Origin of the sequence: Streptomyces sp. NPDC047853, from assembly GCF_043204535.1 — a bacterium.
In the GTDB taxonomy this organism is placed as follows: Bacteria; Actinomycetota; Actinomycetes; order Streptomycetales; family Streptomycetaceae; genus Streptomyces.
This window is the reverse complement of the sequence record NZ_JBIDCI010000027.1, coordinates 1-18,871: the sequence shown is the minus strand read 5'-3', so window position 1 is coordinate 18,871 and position 18,871 is coordinate 1. Positions and strand designations below refer to the sequence as shown.

The following is an 18,871-nucleotide window of genomic DNA, read 5'->3' as shown; positions in this document are numbered from 1 at the left end:
TAAGCGGACGCTCAGGACGCCCCGTAGGGAAGGAGCAGGTCAACCGCACGGTCGGGCACCCCTGACAATGGTCCGGACAGACCTCGGTACAGAGAAAGCGAAACCTCACCATGGACCTCGGCGTGCGCTGGAAGCTGCACGGTGACGGGCGCACGCCCGCACCCGGAGCGGTGGTCCGCCCCGACGAACGGCTCTCGTGGCCCCGCACGGTCGGGCTCGGCGCCCAGCACGTGGTGGCCATGTTCGGGGCGTCCTTCGTGGCTCCGGTCCTGATGGGCCTGGATCCCAACCTCGCGATCATGATGTCGGGCGTGGCGACCGCGATCTTCCTGCTCGCCACCCGCGGCCGGGTGCCCAGCTACCTCGGCTGCTCCCTCTCCTTCGTCGGCGTCGCCGCGGTGATCCGGGCCCAGGGCGGCACCAGCGCCACGGTCACCGGCGCGGTCCTGGTCGTGGGCGCCGCGCTGTTCCTGGTGGGCCTCGCCGTGCAGCGCTTCGGGGCGCGGATCATCCACGCCGCGATGCCGCCCATCGTGACCGGCGCGGTGGTGATGCTGATCGGCTTCAACCTGGCCCCGGTCACCGCCTCCACCTACTGGCCGCAGGACCAGTGGACGGCCCTGCTGGTGATGCTGTTCACCGGTCTGGCCGTGGTCTGCCTGCGCGGTTTCTGGTCCCGGATCGCGATCTTCCTCGGGCTGGTCTTCGGCTACCTGCTGTCCTGGGTGCTCGACCTGGTCTTCGGCAAGATCCACTCCGTGGACGGCAGCGGCAAGCTCACCGACCACTGGCGCCTGGACCTCTCCGCCGTGGGCCGGGCCGACTGGATCGGCCTGCCCTCCTTCCACGGACCGAGCTTCGAGTGGTCGGCGATCCTGGTCGCCCTGCCGGTCGTCATCGCGCTCGTCGCGGAGAACGCCGGGCACGTCAAGGCGGTCGGCGAGATGACCGGCGACAACCTCGACGACAAGCTGGGCACGGCGATCTCCGCGGACGGCGTCGGCTCCATGCTCTCCACCGCGGTCGGCGGCCCGCCCAACACCACGTACTCCGAGAACATCGGTGTGATGGCCGCGACCCGGGTCTACTCGACGGCCGCCTACTGGGCCGCCGCGGGATTCGCCCTGCTGTTCGGCCTCTGCCCGAAGTTCGGGGCGGTCGTGGCCGCGATCCCGGGCGGCGTCCTCGGCGGCATCACCGTCATCCTCTACGGCATGATCGGCCTGCTCGGCGCTCAGATCTGGATCAACGCGAAGGTGGACCTGCGCAACCCGCTGAACCTGGTGCCGGCCGCCGCGGGCATCATCATCGGCGTCGGCAACGTCAGCATGGAGTTCACCGACACCTTCTCGCTCAGCGGCATCGCGCTCGGCACCGTGGTCGTCATCACCGGCTACCACGCACTGCGGGCCTTCGCCCCGGCCCACCTCAAGACGCAGCGGCCGCTGCTCGACGAGGGCACCTCCTCGTACGACGCGGGGACCGGGGCGGCGCAGGACGAGGGGCCGGACGGCGACGGCGGCTCTCAGCGCGCCAGGTCGTAGGCGTAGGACGGCGTGAAGGTGCCCGGCTCCCCCCTGCAGCCGTCCGACTCGCCCGGCAGCTTGACCCACAGGTAGGCGTCGACGCGTCCCAGGCCGGTGCTCAGGGTCGGTGCGCGGCCCAGGGTGCGGCCGGCCGGGTCGCACCACTGGCCGCCGGGCGGGGCGCCGCTGCCGTTGCGGCTGGTGTCGATGACCGCGCCGAGGCTCGCGGGACCGCCCAGGGCGTCGAGCACCGCGCGGTCGTAGGCGACCTCGTCGGCCGTCGCGTGGAAGTTGGAGACGTTGCTGAAGATGCCGTCGGAGGAGGCGGCCGAGGCGGCGCCGGCCTGCCTCAGCCAGCCCGCCTGCCTGGCGGGCGCGTGCCAGCCCGAGTGGCCCGCGTCGAAGTAGACCCGGGCCCTGGGGTTGGCGTCCTTCATGACCCGCCCGGCCCGGGCCAGCGAGGCGAAGCGGTCGGCGCGCTCCCCGGCCGACAGGCACTCGGCCTGGGCCACCGAGTCGGGCTCCAGGACGACGATGACGTCGCCGGAGCCGAGCCCGGCGGCGAAGCGGTCGATCCACGCGTCGTAGGCGTCGAGGTCGGGTGCCCCGCCCTCGGAGTGGCCGCCGCAGTCCCGGCCCGGTACGACGTACGGCACGACGACCGGCACCCGGCCCGCCGCGGCGCCGCCCGAGGTGACGGCGCGGACCCGTGCGGTGATGTTCGCGGGCGTGTGGTCGGCGAACCAGACGGCTGCCGGGTGGGCGGCTATCCGGGAGCCGATGACGTCCCGGCGCGGGTCGTCGGGGTGGGCCCTGACCCAGTCGAGGACCTGGGAATCGGGGTGCCGGTAGAGCCGGGTGGAGGCCTCGGTGGCCGGGGGCGTCTTCCTCTCGGGCCTCTTCCCGGGCTTCCCGGGAGAGGCTTTGGGGCCCGCCTTCTTGGACGCGGAGGGCGAGGCCGTGGCCGCCGCGGTCGCTGTCGCCGACGGGGACGGCACCACGGGCAGGGAGTGCAGCCGTGGCGAGCGCGTCGCCTGGGGCCGTGCCCCGTCCACGCCGCCGCCGTCGTCCCCGAGCACGGACAGCATGCCGGTCGCGGTACCCACTGCCACCACGACGGACGCCACCGCGACCATCGCGCCGCGGCGGGCGGCTCGCCTGCGCTCGGCCCTGCGAGCGGCCAGGCGCCGGGCACGAAGGCCTGACACGTACGGTTCCCCCTCCCCCGCACGGCGGGCGCGTTCCCCCGTTCTGGGGAAGCGTCGGGCCCGCCGGCACTCCGGCCAGCCTAAAGCTGGGACCCTGCCGCCATGGCGCACTGCGAACAACTCCCGGCGGCCGTCCGGACGGTGGACACGGTCCTCGCCCGGATGCGCGCCCTCGACACGGCGCTGCCCGCACGGGACGGGGTGGCCGTCTTCAACCGCGTCTACCTGACCGTCACCGAGACCGTCGACCGGCACATCGACGGCGGCCGGTTCCCGGACGCCCGGGCCGCGATCGCGCTGGACGTGCGGTTCGCGGAGCGCTATCTGGCGGCCGTCGACACCGTGGAGAGGGGACACCGGCCGCCCGCGTGCTGGCGACCCCTGTTCCAGTTCCGCCGCCATCCCGGCGTACGGCCGCTGCAGTTCGCGCTGGCGGGCATCAACGCGCACATCGGCCACGATCTCGCGCTGGCCGTGGTGGACACCTGTCGTACGCTCGGCTGCGATCCCCTGGAGCTGGAGGACGAGTTCGACCGGGTGGGCGAGGTCCTCGTCTCGCTGGAGGAGCGCATCCGCGACGAGCTGATGCCGGGTCCCGACCTCCTGCGGATCGCCGACCCGCTGACCCATCTGCTCGGCTCCTGGAGCCTGGAGCGCGCCCGCGACGCCACCTGGTCCGCGGCCCGCGCGCTGTGGGCGCTGCGCCGGCTCCCGGACCTGGCCGGGGAGTTCACGGAGCGCCTGGACGCGGCCGTCGGCTTCGCGGGCCGCATGCTGCTCACCCCGCTGCCGGACTGAACGGCCGCTTCCCGGGCGGGCGGAATCCCCGCGCGATCGCCGCACGTTGCCCCTCTCAGCAGCCTCGCACCCGACGCGAAGGAGCACCCGGACATGACGACCCGGCTCGGACTCGGCCTCCCCCAGATGCGGCAGTACGACCTCGGCAGGGACGTCCCCGACGTGGCCCGCGCGGCGGAGCGGACGGGGTACGACAGCCTGTGGGTCTTCGAGCGGGCCCTCGTCCCCGAGCCGGCGACCCAAGGGCTGTACGGCGTCGAGGGCCTGCCCTGGCCGGACGAGTACCGGAACGTGGCGGAACCGCTGGTCACCCTGACCCTCGCGGCCGCGGCCACCGAACGGGCGGAGCTGGGCACCAGTGTGCTCGTCGCCCCGCTGCACAACCCGTTCCAGTTGGCCAGGGCGCTGGCCTCGCTGGACGCGGCGAGCGGCGGCCGGGTGGTCGCCGGCTTCGGCACGGGCTGGTCCCACGACGAGTACGCGGCGGCTTCGTTCCGGCCCTTCGCGGAGCGCGGGCAGGCTCTGGACGAGGTGATCGCCGTGTGCCGCGCGGTCTGGGGCCCGGACCCGGTGGTGTACGAGGGTGACCTCACGAGGATCGCGTCCGCCGTGGTCGGTCCCAAGCCCGCCCGGCGCGTCCCGGTGCTGCTGGCGGCGGGCAGCGGGAAGGCCCGGCGTCGGCTCGTCGACCACGCCGACGGCTGGCTGCCGGGCGGCGTGGGGGTCGAGGCCGTGGCCGCGCAGTGGCGGCAGCTGCGGGAGCTGGCGGAGGAGCGGGGGCGTACGGAGCCGATCCGGACGGTGCTGCGGGCCAACGCCCGCCACAGCTCGTCGACCCGCGCGGACGCCGGGCGCCGGCCCTTCCACGGCAGCGTCGACCGGATCGTCGAGGACCTCGCCGCCCACGCCGCCATCGGGCTGGACGAGATCCTCGTCGACCTGCAGGGCTCCGCGCGGGACGCCGAGGAGCTGAAGGACCTCGCCACCGAGGTGTACGAGAAGGCCAGGGCGGCCGGGGTGTAGGGGGTGCATCTCCCGCCGGAGGCGGCCGCCGGAGGCGGGCCGCCCCCGGCGGCGGACCCGGGCTAGTCCTCGGGCAGCTCGACCGGCGCGATCTCGTCGTAGACGTCGCCCGGGCCGGGGTTGGTCGCGTCGGTCGTCCCGCCGAAGTGGTGCATGACGCCCCAGACGGCGTTCAGCGCGGTCTGGACGGCTCCCTCGGCCCAGCCCGCGGTCCAGGAGATGTCGTCGCCGGCGAGGAAGATCCCCCGCTTGTCCTCGGGCAGGTCCTCCTGCATGAAGTGCGTGAACAGGCGCCGCTGGTACCGGTAGTGGCCGGGCAGGTTGGCCTTGAACGCGCCCATGAAGTAGGGCTCGTTCTCCCAGGAGACCGTCACCGGGTTGCCGATGATGTGCTTCCGGATGTCGACCTTCGGGTAGATCTCGCCGAGCGACTTGAGCATGACCTCCATCCGCTCGGCCGCGGACAGCGGGAGCCACTTCAGGCTGTCGTCGCACCAGGTGTAGGAGAGGCAGATGACGGCGGGCCGGTCCGGGCCGTCGTCCAGCAGGTAGGTGCCGCGGGTCATGCGGTCGGTGAGCGTCATCGACATGACGTCCCGCCCCGTCTCCTCGTCCTTGTCCAGCCAGAACGGGCGGTCCACGGGGACGAAGAGCTTGGAGCTCTCCATGTAGTGGGTCCGCTCGATCGCGGTCCAGTGGTCGATCGGGAAGAGCGAGTCGTCGCAGTCGATCTTGGAGAGCAGCATCCAGGACTGGGCGGTGAAGATCGCCGCCCGGTACGTGCGGATGTCGCCGTCGGCGTCGGTCACCGTGATCCGGTTGCCGGCGGTGCGGGTCAGCCGGGTCACGGCCGGGCGGGGCTCACCGTCCACGTGCAGGGACCGCAGCGAGGTGCCGTAGGGCCAGTGGACGATCTTCTCCGGCTCGCGCTCCCAGAGCCTGAGCGGCAGTTGCTGGGAGCCGCCGACGATGCCGCGGTGGTGGTCGTCGGCCTCGGTGTAGACGACGCGGAGGATCTCCAGGATGGAGTTGGGGAAGTCGGTGTCCCAGCCGCCGGTGCCGAAGCCGACCTGGCCGAAGATCTCGCGGTGGCGGAAGGACTTGAAGGCCTCGGAGTCGCAGAGGAAGCCGTAGAAGGTCTGGTTGTCGAGCTTCTCGACCAGCTTCGCCCAGATCTCGCGGATGCGCGGGACGTCGCGCTCGCGCAGGGCGCGGTTCATGTCGGAGAAGTCGGCGCCCTCCTCGAGGCACCTGGCCCAGGCGTCGGCCACGTCGCGGTAGACCTGCGGCAGGTCGGCGAGGGTCTCGGCGTAGTGCGACTCGCCCTTGAGGTCGACGACGGTGGAGGGCGTCGCCTCGGCCAGGGGGTTGGGGAAGGAGCGGGTCTCCAGTCCCACCAGGTCGATGTAGTGCTGGAGCGCGGTGGAGGAGGGCGGGAAGCGCATCGCGCCCATCTCGGCGGTCAGCGACGGGTCGCACCCCTCGAAGCCGACGGTGCGCAGGCGCCCCCCGATCCGGTCGGCCTCGTACACCACGGGCTTGAGGCCCATCTTCATCAGCTCGTAGGCGGCCACGATGCCGGACATGCCGCCGCCGATGACCGCGACCTCGCTGCCGTGCTCGGTCGCGGGGACCTGCCCGAGACCGGCCGGGTGGGCGAGGAAGTCGTCGTACGCGTACGGGAAGTCCGGACCGAACATGGTGATCGGCGGCTGCTGCTCGTCTGCGTGCTCGATCGCGTTGGGCACGGTGGACGTCATGGGGTACGGACTCCTTGCACAGGTGGAACAGGGGGGAGGGCTCGGCGCGCGGGACTCAGACGAGGGAGCCGTAGAGGCCGGGGCGGCGGTCCTTCAGGTAGGGGTTGGCCTCGCGGGAGGCGGCGAGGAGGGCCGGGTCGACGTCGGCGAGGACCAGCTCCTCGACGCGTCCGGCCCGGCCGCGGACGGTCCCGTCCGGTCCGGCGAGCGCGGACAGGCCGACGAACTCGAACTCGCCCTCCTGACCGACGCGGTTGACGTACGCCACGTACATCTGGTTCTCGAAGGCCCGCACCGGTACGACGGACTCGGCGACGAACTGGAACGGGTGCATCTGCGCGGTCGGCACGAGCAGCAGGTCGGTGCCGGCCAGGGCGTGGGCGCGTACGTTCTCCGGGAACTCCACGTCGTAGCAGATCATCAGGCCGACGGTGACCCCGTCGAGCTGGGCCTGGACGACGGACTTCTCGCCGGGCGTGAAGTGCTCGCGCTCGAAGCAGCCGAAGAGGTGGGTCTTGCGGTAGTTGGCCAGGCGGGTGCCGTCGGCGGAGATCAGCTGGACGGAGTTGAACACGTCCGCGCCGGCCCGCTCCGGGTAGCCGTAGGCGACGGCGAGGTTGTGGCGCCCGGCGATCTCGGCGACGGCGTCGGCCGCGTCGCCGTCCGCGGGCTCGGCGAGGGCGGCGATCGCGTCGCCGATCGCGTACCCGGTGAGGAACAGCTCGGCGGTGACCAGCAGCCCGGAGCCCGCTGCGGCGGCGCGGCGCGCGGCCTCGTCGAGGACCTTGAGGTTCTCGGCGGTGGAGCCGGGCCGGCCGGAGCTCTGGAGCAGGGCGGTGCGCATGCGTGATCCTCACCGGTGGGAGGGGGTCGGGGGGCCAGATAGACGGTACGGTCGGCGGTCTCGACCGGACAAGCGGGAGCCGTTGCGCGCTGGTGAGCGGTTCGTTGCGTCCATTCGACGCCCGACGGCGATTCGTTGCGCACCTCGCCCGCCGGGCCCCGACCGCGCCACCCCACACCGGAAACCGACGCCCCCGACACCGAGGGCCCCGGCCCCCGGCACGTAAGCACCCGGCCGCCGGGAGCCCGCTGCTCCCCCGGCGGCACGGGACGCGCCCGTCGGAGACTCCGGTGCCTCAAGGGCATCTTCCGGCCGTGGGGACGCGCCGGTGGGCTCCCTCCGGGAAGGTCAGGAAAGGGACGGCGGCTTCAGGGCCGTGCCCTGGCGGCCGCGGCGCGGGCGGCCGAGGTGCGGGCGGCCCTGAGGAGCACCAGCGCCGTCAGCAGGTACGGCAGCGCGGACCAGGCGAAGGCGGCGCCGTGCCCGGCCGCCGTGGCCGTCGCCGCGTAGGCGGCGTAGGCGGTGAGGGTGCCCAGCTCCGTGCCGAGACCCGCGACCGACGTCAGCGTGGCCCGCCCGGTGTCCTCGATGCGTCGCTGGAGGCGGGCGTCGGCCAGCACGGTCGCCAGCTGGAAGCCGCCGAACGCGAGCGCGACCAGGACCAGGGCGGCCGGGGTGCCGGCGGCGGCGCCCACCGCCAGGGCGAGCGCGGAGCCGGTGAGCAGCGCGGCGAACCCGGCCGGGCCCAGGCGTTCGGCGGGCCCGGCCAGCAGGCTGCCGGCCGTGGCGCCGGCCCAGATCACCAGCAGCAGCCACGGGACGGCCTCCTGCGCCACACCGGTGTCGCGCACCAGCAGCGGCGTGTACTCGTCGAGCGCGCCCCACACCGAGGTCACCGCCGGGACGAGCAGCAGCGCGCCGCGCACGGAGCGGTCGGTGCGGGCCTCGGCGAGGCCGGCGCGCAGGGTGGCGGTCCAGTGACCGCCGCCGGCGGGCGGGGTGCGGCGCTCGGGGAAGCGGGTCGCCACCGCCGCTCCGGCCAGGCAGACCAGGACGCTCGCCGCGCCCACCGCCTGGTAGCCGCCCCAGGAGAACACCGGGCCGGCCAGGCCCATCGCCGCCATCGTCGCCGCGATGCCGACCGCGCGGGCCCGGCCCATCACGCGCGCGTACCGGTCGGCGGCGCCGTCCCGGTCCAGTTCGTCGTAGACCAGCGCCTCCAGCGCTCCGGAGCCGAGTGCTCCGCCCGCGCCCCACAGGACGAAGCCGAGCGCGAAGGCCCCGTAGGAGGGCACGAGCACCCACAGGGCGAAGCCGGCCGCGGTGAGCAGCGGGCCGAGGACCAGCAGCCGCCGCCGCGAGGTGGCGTCGGCCCAGGCGCCGGAGGGCACCTCCAGGACGACGCCGGTGAGCGACCACAGGGCGAACAGGGAGGAGATCTGCCAGACGGACAGACCGGTGTCGCTGAACAGCAGCGCGTACACCGGGTAGAGCAGGACGAAGTCGTCGCAGAACGCGGAGGCGTACAGCGTGCGCGACAGCCGCCGGGTATGGGCGGTGGCGGGGGCACGCTCGGGTGAGAGAGTCATGAGGCCTTCCCGAGAGGGCGGTTCGGACACCGGAGGTACGGCGTCCGAGGCGGCCCTCGGGGGCAGGCACGGCGGGTGGATCAATGTCGCCAGGTCATGACACCGATGTTAGTCGGCTTCCCCGCCCCGGTCAGGCGGACGGGCGAGCAGGACGGCGAGCAGTCCGGCGATCGGCGGTCAGGTCGGCGACCCAGACGAGAAGCGCCGGAGCAGCGGCGAGAGCACCAGCACGGACTTGGTCCGCTCCACGAACGGCTCCCCGGCGATCCGCTCCAGCACCCGTTCGAAGTGCCGCATGTCGGAGGCGAAGACCTGGGCGACCGCGTCCGCGTCCCCGGTGACGGTGGAGGCGGCCACGACCTCCTGGTAGCGCTCCAGGCCCCGCTGGATGGTCTCCGGCGAGGTGTTGCGGCGGCAGAAGATCTCGACGAACCCCTCGGTCTCCCAGCCGAGCGCGGCGGGGTCCACCCGTACGGTGAATCCGGTGATGGCTCCGGTGGCGCGCAGCCGGTCCACGCGCCGTTTGACGGCGGGCGCGGACAGGCCGACCGACTGCCCGATGTCCGCGTAGGAGCGGCGGGCGTCCTCGGCGAGGGCGTGCACGATGCGTTCGTCGAGATCGTTCAGCACTGCGGGTGGTTCACTTCACTTCTGGTGTCACGGTGTCTGGTGTCACGGTGTCCGGTGCGGCCAGCCGGGACCGGCGCCGACCGTACACGAAGTAGAACACGAGCCCCACGGCCATCCAGACACCGAAGACCACCCAGGTGACGGTGGACAGGCTGCCCATCATCCAGACGCAGAGGGCGAAGCCCAGCGCCGGCAGGACCGGTGACAGCGGAACCCGGAAGGTGCGGCGCATGTCCGGGCGGGTCCGGCGCAGCACCACGACGGCCACGTTGACCAGGGCGAAGGCGAAGAGGGTGCCGATGCTGGTGGCGTCGGCGAGCTGCCCGAGCGGGATGGCGGCGGCCAGGACGCCGCAGAACAGGGAGACGATGAGCGTGTTGGCGCGGGGCGCGCCGGTCTTCGGGTGGACCCGGGAGAACACCTTCGGCACCAGTCCGTCGCGGGACATGGCGAACAGGACGCGGGTCTGCCCGTAGAGCACGGTCAGGACGACGCTGGCGATGGCGACGACGGCGCAGAACGCCAGCAGGGTGCCCCAGAAGTCGTGGCCGGTGACGTCGGTCATGATCTGGGCGAGGGAGGCCTCGGAATCGGTGAAGTTTTGCCAGGGCTTGGCGCCGACGGCGACGGCGGCGACGAGGACGTAGAGCACCGTGACGATGACCAGGGACAGCATGATCGCGCGGGGCAGGTCGCGCTGGGCGTTCTTCGCCTCCTCGCCGGCGGTGGAGGCGGCGTCGAAGCCGATGTACGAGAAGAACAGCGTGGCGCCGGCCGCGCTGACGCCGGCCATGCCGAGCGGCATGAAGTGCTCGTAGTTGCCGGAGCGGAAGCCCTGCACGCCGATCGCGCAGAACAGCACGAGCGCCGCGATCTTGACGAGCACCATGATCGTGTTGGCGCGGGCGGACTCGCGGGCACCGCCCAGCAGGAAGGCCATGGCGAGGAGCACCACGATGAGCGCGGGCAGGTTGAAGACGCCGCCGTCGCCCGGCGGGGCCGACAGCGCGGCCGGGATGGTGACCCCGATGGTGCCGTCGAGGAGCTCGTTGAGGTACTCACCCCAGCCGACGGCGACGGCGGCGACCGACACGCCGTACTCCAGGACCAGGCACCAGCCGCAGACCCAGGCGACCAGCTCGCCCATCGTCGCGTAGGCGTACGAGTACGAGGACCCGGCGACGGGGATGGTGCCCGCCAGTTCGGCGTAGGACAGGGCGGAGAAGAGCGCCGTGAGGCCGGCGATGACGAAGGAGAGCGTGACGGCGGGCCCGGCCTTGGGGACGGCCTCGCCGAGGACGACGAAGATGCCGGTGCCGAGGGTGGCGCCGATGCTGATCATCGTGAGCTGCCACAGGCCGAGGGAGCGCCGAAGTGTTCCGCCCTCGCCCTGGCCGCCCTCGGCGACCAGCCGTTCCACGGGTTTGCGGCGCATGAGGCGCGCGACCGGGCCCGGGGACGTGGGGCCGGCCGATGCGCCGTGGTGCGGGGGTGCGCCTTGGTCGAGCACGCGTTGACTCCTTTGTCGCTGCCGGTCGCCCGCCGGTGACGAGCGGGTGGGCTCCCGGCGGGTCTCTGGAGCGGCGGGGAACGGCGGGCACCCCGTGAAGGAGCGGGAACCCACCGAGCGGGGTTCCCGCCACGCCACGTACAGCGCAGAACACTACGAGCGGTGCGGTGCCCGGGTAATGCAGCAACCTTGCGCGTCCCCGCACGATCGTTGCGTTCGCCGGGGCGCGGCGCGTGTTCGTTGCGTGAGGGCCGTTGAAACGTTCCGACCACGGCGCCGACCCGGTCGTCGTCCCTGGTCAGCGGCGTCCCCGGGGGCGCTGCGCAGCGCCCGGGCGACGGGGCGCACCACCGCGGACGCCGGAACGCGGTGCGGCCCCGGACCGTCCCCGTGAGGGGAGGGCCCGGGGCCGCGGGAACGATTCGGCGCTCAGCTCCAGCTGGCGTGCAGCGGCTTGCCCTCGGCGTATCCGGCGGCGCTCTGGACGCCGACGATGGCCTTGTCGGCGAACTCCTCCAGGGAGCCGGCACCGGCGTAGGTGCACGAGGAGCGGACACCGGCGATGATCGAGTCGATCAGGTCCTCGACGCCCGGGCGGGTCGGGTCGAGGAACATCCGGGAGGTGGAGATGCCCTCCTCGAACAGCGCCTTGCGGGCCCGGTCGTAGGCCGACTCCTCCGAGGTGCGGTTGCGCACCGCGCGGGCCGAGGCCATGCCGAACGACTCCTTGTAGGGGCGGCCGTTGGCGTCGTGCTGGAGGTCGCCCGGGGACTCGTAGGTGCCCGCGAACCAGGAGCCGACCATCACGTTGGACGCGCCGGCCGCGAGGGCCATCGCCACGTCGCGCGGGTGGCGGATGCCGCCGTCGGCCCACACGTGCTTGCCGTACTTCTTCGCCTCGGCGGCGCACTCCAGGACGGCGGAGAACTGCGGCCGGCCGACGCCGGTCATCATGCGGGTGGTGCACATGGCGCCGGGGCCCACGCCGACCTTGACGATGTCGGCGCCCGCCTCGATCAGGTCGCGCACGCCCTCGGCGGAGACGATGTTGCCCGCGACGATCGGGACCCGCGGGTCGAGGTCGCGCACCAGCTTGACCGCGCTGATCATCGACTCCTGGTGGCCGTGCGCGGTGTCGATGACGAGGGTGTCCACGCCCGCGTCCAGCAGCTGCTTCGCCTTGCCGGCCACGTCGCCGTTGATACCGACGGCGGCGGCGATGCGCAGCCTGCCGTTCGCGTCCACGGCCGGGGTGTACAGGGTGGCGCGCAGGGCGCCCTTGCGGGTGAGGATGCCGACCAGGCGGCCGTCCTGGTCCACGGCGGGCGCGTAGCGGCGGTTGGCGGCGTCGAGGGTGTTGAAGGCCTCGCGCGGGTCCACGTCGGCGTCGATGAGGATCAGGTCCTTGGACATGACCTCCTCGAGCTGAGTGAAGCGGTCCACGCCGGTCAGGTCGGCGTCGGTGACCACACCTACCGGCCTGTTGTCCTCGTCGACGACGACACCGGCGTTGTGCGCCCGCTTGGGCAGCAGGGACAGCGCGTCGGCGACGGTCTGGTGCGGGGCCAGCACGATCGGGGTGTCCAGGACGTGGTGGCGGCTCTTCACCCAGCTGACGACGTCGGTGACGACCTCGATCGGGATGTCCTGCGGGATGACCACGAGGCCACCGCGCCGGGCCACCGTCTCGGCCATCCGGCGGCCCGCGATGGCGGTCATGTTGGCGACGACCAGCGGGATGGTGGTGCCCGTGCCGTCCGGGGAGCCGAGGTCCACGCCCTGCCGGGAGCCGACGGCGGAGCGGCTCGGCACCATGAACACGTCGTCGTACGTCAGGTCGTACGAGGGCTGGATGTCATTCAGGAAACGCACGTGCTGCACATCCCAGTCGATCAGAGGTGGCCCCCGGACAGGTCAGCCAGGGGGAAAGAGCACGTACTTCATTCTCCCATGGCCGGTGGCCGACAACCCCCGGTCGGATCATCCAGGCTGGTCGGCGACCTCCTTGGAGGATCCTCCAGGGCCGAGGGTCACGAAGAGCCCCGGACCGCGGTCGGTCGCCTCGGCGAAGACCTCCTCGGCGACGGCCCACTCGTCCGGCCGCGCCTCGGCGTACGCCCGCCAGCCCCGTACGACGAGGACCAGCCCCCGCTCCGCCGCCTCCCCGGGCCAGACCGAGGGGTCGGCCAGGGAGTCGGCGAGCGCGTCCCAGTTCCGGCCGAACCAGTCGGGCAGGGCCAGGTCACGGGCGCAGCGGTCCATCAGGCCCGCCTTGTCCGTGACCCCGTCGAGGTCCAGCGTGACCACGAGCCGCCCCGCGGGGTCCTCGGTCATCTCGCGCCCTTCCTTCCGCCTCGACCGGCCGTCAGACGCCGTCCGGGTCCGTCCGGTTGAGCGTCGACTTCGGCGCGGAGCCCGCCGTCATCAGGTAGTCCGCGGCCGACGTGTCCGTCACCAGGCTGGTGACCAGCCCGGAGCGCAGCACCGCGTCGATCGCCGCCGCCTTGCGCTGACCGCCCGCGATCGCCACGACCTCGGGGATGCGGCGGAGCTGGTCGGCCTTGACCGTGATGCACCGCTCCCCCAGGTCCCGCCCGACCCGGCGCCCCTCGGCGTCGAAGAGGTGCGCGGACATCTCGGCGGCGACACCGAGCGAGGCGTAGTGCGCGCGCTCCTCGTCGCTGAGCATGTCGTGCACCGTCGAGATGCCCGGCTCCCAGGAGCCGATCGAGACGCAGGCGACCGTGACCTTGTCGAAGTACTCGAAGGCCCGGGCGATCCCGGTCTGGTGGCGCAGCGCCTCGGCGGTGGCCGCGTCCGGCAGCAGCATCGGCGCGTAGATGGGGTGGGCGTCGCCGCCCGACACCTGGGCCGCGCGGCGCACCGCCTCGACGGAACCGCGCTCGGCGGTCCCGGCGTCGTACACGCCCGTCAGCTGCACCACCGTGCACGGCGGCAGCCGGTCCAGGGCCGCCGCCATGTGGATGGTGGAACGGCCCCAGGCCAGGCCCAGCACATCGCCCTCGTTGACCAGCTCGCCCAGCAGGTCGGCGGCCACCTCGCCCAGGTTCTCCGGGTCGGGGGTCTCCTCGGCGTCGGCCGGGGACTCCACGACGACGGCGTGCCTGAGGCCGTAGCGGGCCCGCAGGGCGTCGGAGCGCTCCGCGTCCAGCTCGGCCGGCACCCGGATCTCGATTCGTACAAGGTCCCGCTCGAGGGCGGTCTCCAGGACCCGGGCCACCTTGAAGCGGCTGACGCCGAACTCCTCGGCGATCTGGATCTTGGATTTGCCCTCGAGGTAGAAGCGGCGGGCCATGGCCGCCGCCTGGACCAGCTCAGCGGGTCCCATCCGCATGGCTGAACGGCCCGCCGACATACCCGACACGGCGATCTCCTCACTGCTGTTCACACTCTGGATACGCCGTTCATCCTTGCAGATTCGGCGCACTTGATCAGCCCTGATGGGAGCCGTTCACGTTCTGTTCCTCAGTGGTCGCACGCCCAGGACGCCTTGGCGGTCGCCGCCTCGGCCTGCGTGCGCAGTGCACGTACCGCCTCGGCCGGGTCGGATGCCCCGTACACGGCGGAACCCGCGACGAAGACGTCCGCGCCGGCTTCGGCGCACCGCTCGATCGTCGACGCCGACACCCCGCCGTCGACCTGGAGCCAGAGCTCCAGTCCATGCTTCTTGATCAGCTCACGCGTGCGCCGGATCTTCGGGAGCATGATGTCGAGGAACGCCTGCCCCCCGAAGCCCGGCTCAACCGTCATGACCAGCAGCATGTCCAGCTCGGGCAGCAGATCCTCGTACGGCTCGATCGGCGTCGCGGGCTTCAGCGCCATGGACGCGCGGGCGCCCTTGGCCCGGATCTCCCGGGCGAGCCGCACCGGCGCGGCGGCCGCCTCCACGTGGAAGGTGACCGACCCCGCGCCCGCCTCCACGTACTGCGGCGCCCACCGGTCCGGGGCCTCGATCATCAGGTGGCAGTCCAGCGGGGTGTCCGTCGCCCGGGCCAGCGACTCCACGACCGGCACGCCGAGCGTGAGGTTGGGGACGAAATGGTTGTCCATGACGTCGACGTGGAGCCAGTCGGCTCCCTCCACCGCCTTGGCCTCGTCCGCGAGGCGGGCGAAGTCGGCGGACAGGATGCTGGGGTTGATCTGCGCGGCCATGCCCCAAGACTGCCATGCCCCGTGGGGGTGGGGGGCATCGGTCCCGACGAGGCGGTCACCCGCGCGGGCCCCGCCTCCCCTCCGGACCGTTCAGGCGGTCCGGCGGATCAGGGCCAGGTACATCGCGTCGGTGCCGTGCAGGTGCGGCCAGAGCTGGATGTCGGGGCCGTCGCCCAGGTCCGGCACGCCGGGGAGCAGCGGGCGGGCGTCGAGCAGCTCGGTGTCCGGGTGCCGCTTGAGTGCGTCGGCGACCACGGCACGGGTCTCGGCGAGGTGGGGTGAACAGGTCGCGTAACCGACGACGCCGCCCACCCGTACCGCCTCCAGGGCGCTGCTCAGCAGCCCGCGCTGGAGCGGGGCGAAGCCGTCCAGGTCCTCGGGACGGCGCCGCCAGCGCGCCTCGGGGCGGCGGCGCAGGGCGCCGAGCCCGGTGCACGGCACGTCGACCAGGACGCGGTCGAAGCTGCCGGGCCGCCACGCCGGACGGGTGCCGTCCGCGGTGATCACCTGGTACGGCCCCGGGTTGCCGTCCAGTGCCTTGGCCACGAGCCCGGCCCGGTGCGGCTGCTTCTCCGAGGCGAGCAGGAAGGCGCCCCGCTGGGCGGCCAGCGCCCCGAGGAGCGCCGCCTTGCCGCCCGGTCCGGCGCACCCGTCCAGCCAGCGGCGGTCCGGTCCGTCCAGGGGCGCGTTCGCCAGGGCGAGCGCGACGAGCTGGCTGCCCTCGTCCTGGACGCCGGCCCGGTTCTCCCGTACGGCCTCGACGGCCCCGGGCTCGCCGCCCTCGCTCAGTCGCACGGCGTACGGCGACCAGCGGCCGGGCACCGCGGCCTCCTCGTCGAGCAGCTCGTCGGTCGTGGCCCGCCCGGGCCGGGCGACCAGCGTCACCTCGGGCCGCTCGTTGTCCGCGGCCAGCAGCTCCTCGATGCCCGCCCGGCCGCCGCCGAGCGAGTCCCACAGCGCGGAGACGACCCAGCGCGGATGCGCGTGCACGACGGCGAGGTGGTCCTCGGGGTCCTCGTCGTAGGGCGGGGCGACCTTCTCCAGCCATCCGTCGAGGTCGTCCCGCGCGACCTTGCGCAGCACGGCGTTGACGAACTTGGCCCGCCCGTCACCGAGCACGACCCGCGCCAGCTCGACGGAGGCCGACACGGCGGCGTGGCTCGGGATGCGGGTGCCGAGCAGCTGGTGGGCACCGAGGCTGAGCACGTCCAGCACGGGCGGGTCGACCTCCCGCAGCGGCCGGTCGACACAGGCGGCGATGATCGCGTCGTAGGTCCCCTGGCGGCGCAGCGTCCCGTAGACCAGCTCGGTGGCGAGCGCCGCGTCCCGGGCGTCGAACCCGTCGTCCTTCTCCCGCGCCTTGCGCAGCAGCGGCGGCAGGACGAGGTTGGCGTACGCGTCCCGCTCGTCCACGGCCCTGAGCGCCTCGAAGGCGAGGAGGCGGACGGGGTCCTTCTGGGGCCTGCGGTACGGCTTGCCGGGCTTGCGGGGACGGCGGGGCTGCTCGCTCACGAAAAGGTGCTCCGGGTGTGGGATGAATAGCGTCCACCAGCGTACGTCGGGCCGGTGGACGGTGGTGCGGAGGTCGAGGTCAGCCGCCGAGCGACTCGCCCTCGGCGATGCGCACCCCGCGCGCCCAGTCGGCGCCCCGCATCGGCTTCTTGCCCTGGGGCTGCACCCACAGCAGCTCGACGGCGTACGAGCCGGTGCCCACGTACACGTTGTTCTTGCCGGCGGCGAGCTGCCCGGGGGCCAGGTCGCTCCGGTCGGCCACGGGCACGGCCTGTACGAGCTTGAGCCGCTCGCCCCGAAAGGTGGTCCAGGCGCCGGGGGCCGGGGTGCAGCCGCGCACCACCCGGTCCACGCGCAGCGCCGGGGCCGTCCAGTCGATCCGGGCGTCCTCGACGGTGATCTTCGGGGCCAGGGTGACGCCGTCGGCCGGCTGCGGCACCGCCTCCAGGCTGCCGTCCTCGATGCCGTCCATGGTGGCCGCGAGCAGCCCGGCGCCGGCGAAGGCGAGCCGGGTCAGCAGGTCGCCGCTGGTGTCGGTGGGGCGGACGGTCTCGGTGACCGTGCCGTAGACGGGCCCGGAGTCGAGCCCCTCCTCGATCAGGAAGGTCGACGCGCCGGTGATCTCGTCGCCCGCCATCAGGGAGTGCTGCACGGGGGCGGCGCCGCGCCAGGCGGGCAGCAGTGAGAAGTGCAGGTTGACCCAGCCGCGGGCGGGCACGTCGAGGGCGACGCGGGGCAGCAGGGCCCCGTAGGCGACGACCGGGCAGCAGTCGGGCGCGATCTCGCGCAGCCGCTCCAGGAAGTCGGGGTCGCGCGGCTTCGCGGGCTTGAGCACCTCGATCCCGGCCTCCTGTGCCCGCTCGGCCACAGGAGAGGCGACCAGCCGGCGCCCGCGTCCGGCCGGAGCGTCGGGCCGCGTGACGACGGCGGCCACCTCGTGGCGCCCGGAGGCGATCAGGGCGTCCAGGGCGGGAACGGCGACCTCGGGGGTACCGGCGAAGACGAGCTTCATGGGTGGGACGGGCCTCTCGGGCGGGGGCGGATGCGGGCGACGCACCAGTCTACGAGGCCGGGAACGACCGGCACCGCCGACGGCGGCGCACCCCCACGGCAGGGGCCCGGCCTCCCGGCCGACCGGGGAGCGGCGGGGCGGGGCAGGCGGAGTGGGCGGGGTGGGGTGGGGTGGGCGAGGTGGGGTGGGGTGGGCGGTTAGGAGGACATCGGCGGCCGGCCGGAGGCCCAGGCGCACGACCCGTCCGACCAGGCGCACGCATATGCCGCCACGCCCCCACCCCGTGACCAGCGGAGCGCCCACGCGTTGGTCAAGGAAGAGTTGACCACACCGGACCGCCCGCGCGGCCCGATCCCTTTCCACGCCGGTTCGAGAGGCTTGTTCATGGCCGACCACGCAACCCACGACGCCCAGGCTCGGGCCAGCCTGCACTTGCTGGTGCGGGACATCGAGCGGGTCCGCCGGCAGGTGGACGCACTGCGCACCCTCACCGCCCAGCTGGGCAACGTCTACCGTCCGCGCCGTTCCGGCCCCTCCACGGGCTTCGTCGTGTACGGACGCGCCCCCGCGCCGACCGTCCGTCTCGCCCAGGAGCTGCGGGACAGTGTCGAGACGCTGGTCACGGCCGCCGTGGACTTCGACCGCTCGCTCGGCTTCTCGTGGGACGCGGTGGGCTCCGCGCTCGGCGTCACCAAGCAGGCGGTGCACCGCCGCTACGGTTCCCGCCGCGCCGCGGCCCAGACCGCGCCCGCCGCCGAGACCCCCGAGCACGCACCGGAGTCGGCGGGCGCCCGCACGGTCAACGTGGGCTCCGCCCTGCCCTCCGTGCCCACGGTCCCGGCCGCCCGGTCCATGCCGACCCAGCCGACCGCGGGCAGTCCGGCCCTGCGCGAAGACGTCCGGCCGACCACCTTCCCCGGCCCGCGCAACGGCTGACCACGAACACCGCCGGCCCACCGCCCTGCGTCGCACTCCGGGGGCGGTGGGCGTCTTTCTGCCCCCTACGGATGGCGGGCCTTCGTCCGCACTCCCCGCACAGCAGCCCTCCGCCCGCACTCCACGGGTATCTGGGCCCCCACTCCCCGGGCGGCAGGCCCCGTCCCCCACTCCCTGGGCGGGGGGCTCCATCCGCACTTCCCGGGCGGGCAGGCCCCATCCGCACTTCCCGGGCGGTAAGCCTCCGCCCGCACCCCCCATTACCTTCTTGGTGGCCCCGCGACGGGGTCGCCCGGCCTTCGGAGTTGGCATGACTGTCTCCCCCTGTCGAGTTGATGGCTTGGGGGGTG

General features: G+C 73.4%; 16 protein-coding genes. 4 read left to right on the top strand and 12 right to left on the bottom strand.

The window, feature by feature from the left end; genetic code table 11:
• Positions 1-110 precede the first annotated feature (110 nt).
• Positions 111-1,544, top strand: coding sequence for a solute carrier family 23 protein (locus tag ACGF5T_RS32705; protein WP_356605624.1), 1,434 nt, complete (start codon positions 111-113; stop codon positions 1,542-1,544).
• On the opposite strand, the gene ACGF5T_RS32700 is transcribed toward ACGF5T_RS32705, so the two are convergent.
• Positions 1,526-2,662, bottom strand: coding sequence for a glycoside hydrolase family 6 protein (locus ACGF5T_RS32700; RefSeq protein WP_366768072.1), 1,137 nt, complete (start codon positions 2,660-2,662; stop codon positions 1,526-1,528). The genes ACGF5T_RS32705 and ACGF5T_RS32700 overlap by 19 nt on opposite strands.
• A 174-nt stretch (positions 2,663-2,836) precedes the next feature.
• Between ACGF5T_RS32700 and ACGF5T_RS32695 the strand changes: the two genes are divergently transcribed.
• Positions 2,837-3,532, top strand: coding sequence for a DUF5995 family protein (locus tag ACGF5T_RS32695; RefSeq protein WP_356605626.1), 696 nt, complete (start codon positions 2,837-2,839; stop codon positions 3,530-3,532).
• Positions 3,533-3,625: 93 nt separating this feature from the next.
• Positions 3,626-4,555 (top strand): LLM class F420-dependent oxidoreductase, encoded by a 930-nt coding sequence (locus ACGF5T_RS32690; RefSeq protein ID WP_356605628.1) that lies wholly within the window; start codon positions 3,626-3,628, stop codon positions 4,553-4,555.
• A 62-nt stretch (positions 4,556-4,617) separates the two neighbouring features.
• Here the strand turns inward: ACGF5T_RS32690 and ACGF5T_RS32685 are convergent, their stop codons facing one another.
• The 11 genes from ACGF5T_RS32685 to fmt all read right to left on the bottom strand — a co-directional run bounded on the left by ACGF5T_RS32685 (position 4,618) and on the right by fmt (position 17,585).
• Positions 4,618-6,315: an NAD(P)/FAD-dependent oxidoreductase gene (locus ACGF5T_RS32685; RefSeq protein ID WP_356605630.1), complete on the bottom strand. Its 1,698-nt coding sequence runs from the start codon at positions 6,313-6,315 to the stop codon at positions 4,618-4,620.
• 55 nt (positions 6,316-6,370) lie between these two features.
• The gene (locus ACGF5T_RS32680) at positions 6,371-7,159 is read right to left on the bottom strand and encodes a carbon-nitrogen hydrolase family protein (protein ID WP_366768052.1); all 789 of its coding nucleotides are present in this window, start codon (positions 7,157-7,159) and stop codon (positions 6,371-6,373) included.
• A 368-nt stretch (positions 7,160-7,527) separates the two neighbouring features.
• The gene (locus ACGF5T_RS32675; RefSeq protein WP_361012258.1) at positions 7,528-8,748 is read right to left on the bottom strand and encodes an MFS transporter; all 1,221 of its coding nucleotides are present in this window, start codon (positions 8,746-8,748) and stop codon (positions 7,528-7,530) included.
• Between the two features lie 177 nt (positions 8,749-8,925).
• Positions 8,926-9,378, bottom strand: a complete 453-nt coding sequence (locus tag ACGF5T_RS32670; protein ID WP_003977367.1) for an Lrp/AsnC family transcriptional regulator — start codon at positions 9,376-9,378, stop codon at positions 8,926-8,928.
• Positions 9,379-9,388: 10 nt separating this feature from the next.
• Positions 9,389-10,888: an amino acid permease gene (locus tag ACGF5T_RS32665; RefSeq protein WP_361012261.1), complete on the bottom strand. Its 1,500-nt coding sequence runs from the start codon at positions 10,886-10,888 to the stop codon at positions 9,389-9,391.
• 429 nt (positions 10,889-11,317) lie between these two features.
• Positions 11,318-12,760, bottom strand: coding sequence for a GuaB1 family IMP dehydrogenase-related protein (locus tag ACGF5T_RS32660; protein WP_356605638.1), 1,443 nt, complete (start codon positions 12,758-12,760; stop codon positions 11,318-11,320).
• A 108-nt stretch (positions 12,761-12,868) separates the two neighbouring features.
• Positions 12,869-13,222, bottom strand: a complete 354-nt coding sequence (locus ACGF5T_RS32655; protein ID WP_053127973.1) for a barstar family protein — start codon at positions 13,220-13,222, stop codon at positions 12,869-12,871.
• 31 nt (positions 13,223-13,253) lie between these two features.
• On the bottom strand, positions 13,254-14,297 hold the full coding sequence (locus tag ACGF5T_RS32650) for a sugar-binding domain-containing protein (RefSeq protein WP_356605640.1): 1,044 nt from the start codon (positions 14,295-14,297) through the stop codon (positions 13,254-13,256).
• A 77-nt stretch (positions 14,298-14,374) separates the two neighbouring features.
• Entirely contained in the window at positions 14,375-15,061 is a 687-nt protein-coding gene (gene rpe, locus ACGF5T_RS32645; protein ID WP_356605642.1) for a ribulose-phosphate 3-epimerase, read from the bottom strand.
• 90 nt (positions 15,062-15,151) lie between these two features.
• Positions 15,152-16,573 carry a transcription antitermination factor NusB gene (locus tag ACGF5T_RS32640; RefSeq protein ID WP_361012265.1) on the bottom strand — a complete coding sequence of 474 codons (1,422 nt, stop codon included), beginning with the start codon at positions 16,571-16,573 and terminating at the stop codon, positions 15,152-15,154.
• A 79-nt stretch (positions 16,574-16,652) separates the two neighbouring features.
• Complete coding sequence (fmt, locus tag ACGF5T_RS32635; protein WP_356605646.1) at positions 16,653-17,585, bottom strand: methionyl-tRNA formyltransferase; 933 nt, start codon at positions 17,583-17,585, stop codon at positions 16,653-16,655.
• Positions 17,586-17,969: 384 nt separating this feature from the next.
• Between fmt and ACGF5T_RS32630 the strand changes: the two genes are divergently transcribed.
• Positions 17,970-18,521, top strand: coding sequence for a hypothetical protein (locus ACGF5T_RS32630; RefSeq protein ID WP_361012268.1), 552 nt, complete (start codon positions 17,970-17,972; stop codon positions 18,519-18,521).
• Positions 18,522-18,871 lie beyond the last annotated feature (350 nt).